The organism is Bartonella sp. AD24XZML (assembly GCF_042196485.1).
GTDB lineage: Bacteria > Pseudomonadota > Alphaproteobacteria > Rhizobiales > Rhizobiaceae > Bartonella.
Genome location: NZ_JBHIQH010000085.1, coordinates 1 through 3,515 on the forward strand (window position 1 = coordinate 1; position 3,515 = coordinate 3,515).

1 protein-coding gene and 1 pseudogene are annotated in these 3,515 nt (G+C 35.2%); both read right to left on the bottom strand.

All coding sequences use genetic code 11. The features are described 5' to 3' along the window. Positions 1–904: 904 nt before the first annotated feature. Positions 905–2,812 carry a Ti-type conjugative transfer system protein TraG gene (traG, locus tag ACFIMX_RS08590; protein ID WP_375694321.1) on the bottom strand — a complete coding sequence of 636 codons (1,908 nt, stop codon included), beginning with the start codon at positions 2,810–2,812 and terminating at the stop codon, positions 905–907. 622 nt (positions 2,813–3,434) lie between these two features. Then, positions 3,435–3,515 (bottom strand): annotated as a pseudogene (locus ACFIMX_RS08595) (transcriptional regulator); the annotation flags it as partial.

The window sequence follows — 3,515 nt, forward strand, 5'->3', positions numbered from 1 at the left end:
ATCGTTAAAGTGTGGATTTTTAGCTTTCACTTCAAGCTCCCCTGCCGGTTGCGAGCGCCCTCGCATTGGTATTCCGGGAGTCAAAAACACTGAATCCGAGTCAGCTTTTTTGCTTTTAGTGCTAGAGCGCACCTGGACATAGCAAAAACTCCCGGAACCCCGGGACACCCACAAGAGTAGGTTCATTTTTACGCTCGGATTTTAGGGGTTTTTGAATCCCTCTTGGTCGTTGCGTATACGACCAAAATTACAGTGTTATTTATAAAGTAATTTCATGAAATTAGCAATAAAATTTAAAAACAGTCTTTATTTGTATTTTTATAAGAGGCAGATAACCTCTCATTTTTGATTAAATTATATACGAACGAAGTGAGCGCTATTTATTGAAATAAGTATAAGATCATAATCAAAAGATGCTAGACGTATTAGCTCGTAGTAAAAGCCTTTCATAGACATCATTAGCAAACAAGCAAAGAAATATCATGATAACAAAACCAATGACCATTACTGTTTGGTGTTCATAGGGTGCAACTCTCGCTGTGTATCCCCAAAAAAGAAAAATAGGAATAAAACCAAGCCACCAACAAAGAAGTTTAAGAAGGCAAAAACTGGTTTACGAATGAATAATAAAATAAGGAAGATTGCGTAAAGCAACTTTTTAACTATTACAGCCAATATTCTACGTATTATCTTGAACACCCCACGCATTATAATTGATAAGATACTCTTTTTATGTCTTAATTTTTTGGTGTTTGTATTCTTAACAGAAAGATCGTTTATGACTTTCTCCCATTTTCAAGCCACTATATTATAAAAATGTACTATAAAAATAATTTATCTCTAATTATATCATCCAAAAATACAACAATATTTTATTCATTTTAACTAAAAAATAGATGCTTTATTAAGAAGAAAAGCTATTTTCATTAGTAAGAGCTGTTAAATCCTTACGTCTAAAATAGATAGAGCGTCCACAACGAACAGGTGGTTGCCCTTGCATAAGAATAATCTGTTCGTCTTTTCGCATTTCTTGTGTTATTTCATGTGGATATATTAAAGGTCTATGCTGGGTGTTTATATTTTCTGTCCCTCTTGTATGGAATCCTCCTAGAGGTTTGCTTGAATCTTTCACTTCAATGGTCATTTGACCACATGCCTTAGATATATTTTCAGCAGTTTTAATATCTTTTATTGCGGCATAGCTTACAAAAGCACAATTTTCAAACCATGTCATAACGCCTGACGAACCGAAATAGTGTTCTATTTGATCTACAGACTTGTAAAAAAGCATGAGAGATATACCATATTTGCGTCCATGATCACGTGCTTCTTCTAAAATGTTCATATATCCTAAAAGATCAGCATTATCTAAAATAAAGAGCGCTCTTTTTGCATAATTACCATTAGCGGCTTCCATAGCTCTGAGAAAAGAGCCAACAAGGACACGCCCAACACCTGGATAAGATTTTAAAATTTTTGAGGGGATATTTAGAAAAATATCAATATTTCCCTTTGTTATATCGGTAGTTTTAAAATCATGACCACTGATAAGGTTTGCATAGTTAGAGAGGGAAAGCCATTGTATATCTTTTGCAGCAGTAGAATAGACATCTGAGAAAGTTTGTTCAGCCATATTTGTAAACACCCCAAGGGTTTCACGAATAAATTGGGATAGAGAATTTGATCGTATAGATTGCAATTTTCCAATCACGGATGGTTCTGGCATTGACATGATCGTATGAAGGGTTTTTAAGTTTTTTTCCTTTAATGTGTATTCATCAGAAAAGACAATATGCGCAAGTAGTCCTGTTAACAAATTATGTGCCTGTAATACAAAAAATTGATCAGTCGAAGTTGATTTGTCGTTTTCAGAAAGAAGGAGTCTAGCAACTTCAACCAACCCCGCTTCTCTTTCATAAAGGGGTAGATTTTCATCTAACAGCCAATCTAAAGGATTAAAAGTTTCCGTTGAAGAACCATGAGGATCAAGAACGTATACTTTTCTGTTTGACAGCTGCCTTGTTTTTTTTACCATTGGAGCGACTTCAGTTGAAGGGTCAAAAACGATCAGTGGACCGGAATATTTGAGACAAGTTGGAATAACATTACTGGTTGTTTTATAACTACCAGAACCAGCAAAAAATAACATATGGGTTGAATCAAAATTGAGTTTATATGTCAACAATGGCTGGCGACCACCTTTTCCCCATGTTGTTTTGTCTTTAGGATTAAAAGGGACATCTTTAACAAGATCTTTGTCGACTCTATAGCGCTCTCCTATGACGACTTCGCCATCACGAGGAAAAATCTTTTCAAGGCGTTTCATACTCATCCATTGAACACCACCAAAGATCGTATTTTTTGAAATTTTCAAAGGTGAAGCTTTAGGTAATGATAGTTTTATCGTGTAACCAAGGATAATAACGCCAATAACAACACCCCATAAAACCATCCTATCAAAGAAAGGAAGAACATCCGCCCATGTCATATTATCTTGACCTACATATGGACTAAGTCTGATATATTCATTTGCACTATAATAAGTTGCAAACAAACCAAAGATGATCATGGACGAAATAGTGATATTTTTTCTGATATGCCTTTTTTGTAATAAGATGAATGAAGAACATGAAAATGCAATAAGGATTAAAATATCCAGTGGCTTTGATCTTACAAACCAATAAGCATCATGCGTCGTTCCATTTTCTGTAATGTTATTGATGGTTATATTGACCAAAAAAGCTACAATGATTGAAAAGATGAGTGGCAATGCTAAAAATATAATCTGTTTTTTGTCTAATTTATTGACCATTTTCCCCCCTGCATACCAGAAAAAGCTTCTCTTCCTATTTTTTCGAAATTTTTGAATTTTTATCAAGTTTTGAAACGTAAAGCAAACCATCTTAAGATGAAAGACTTATCTGCCTCTCTAAGACGGGCTTTTATAAAAAGCTCCTCTAAACTAATTTTTCAAGAATTTTTCCAAAGTTTCTTTGATGCTTCACGCGCTATTTAAATTTCTTACTTAACTCTTTTACGACACTGTATATGCTTCTTAACAGAAAAAAAACCAATAACAATACGCATTAGTGTTCACTGAAAAAAAAGCGCGGTTTATCATGTTGTGCCGTAAAACCTTGTTGTTTAGAGCCGTGATATAAGGCATGTAAAACTTTCCATATTAAGTGTTTTTAGAGTGTGTAATAAATGGGCATGGCTTGCCCTGTAACGCCCTTTTTAAAGTGAACCACATGAATGGGTCAGGAGTAGGTCAAAACCCCGCCAACAGAAGCCGGACTGTTTACAGAGCAGCCCTTAAGTCAGGAATATGCATCCTTTAGAGCGTAGAGCGGGAGGAAATCAAAGAAGGATAAGGTAAACATAGCAAAAACTCCCGGAATCTCGCAATACTTATAAAGCAGGCTAATGTCTCATTCTTGTAAACGCCCCGCCCCTATACGATTAGAGCCTTTTTCATATTTTTGGATTTGTTGAAAAGTCACCCCTAACTGACT